The organism is Christiangramia aestuarii (assembly GCF_009735585.1).
Taxonomy (GTDB): Bacteria; Bacteroidota; Bacteroidia; order Flavobacteriales; family Flavobacteriaceae; genus Christiangramia; species Christiangramia aestuarii.
Map to the genome: position 1 here is coordinate 1 of NZ_VJVW01000137.1, position 392 is coordinate 392.

Annotated in this window: 1 protein-coding gene; it reads right to left on the reverse strand. The window is 66.6% G+C overall.

Annotated elements, in window-relative coordinates; translation table 11 throughout:
• The coding region (locus FLP08_RS17255; RefSeq protein WP_202912815.1) for an adenylosuccinate synthetase at positions 1-392 on the reverse strand (392 nt) is incomplete at both ends.

Genomic DNA, 392 nt, shown 5'->3' on the forward strand with positions numbered 1-392 from the left:
CCCACCAGCTCTTCCACGCGCTTGATGTAGGCGCGGGCGTTGGCCGGCAACTCTTCCAGGGTCTTCGCACCCACGGTCGACTCGCTCCAGCCGGGCATTTCCTCGTAGACCGGCTGCAGGCCGATGTAGCTGTCGGCATCGGTCGGCGCTTCCAGCACATCGCCATCGGCATTCTTGTAGCCGACGCACAGGCGCACCACATCCAGGCCATCGAGCACGTCGAGCTTGGTCAGGCACAGGCCGGAGATGCTGTTGATCTCGATGGCGCGGCGCAGGATCACGGCATCGAACCAGCCGCAGCGACGAGCGCGACCGGTGGTGGCACCGAACTCGTGGCCGCGCTTGGCCAGGTAGGCGCCGACGTCGTCGAACAGCTCGGTCGGGAACGGACC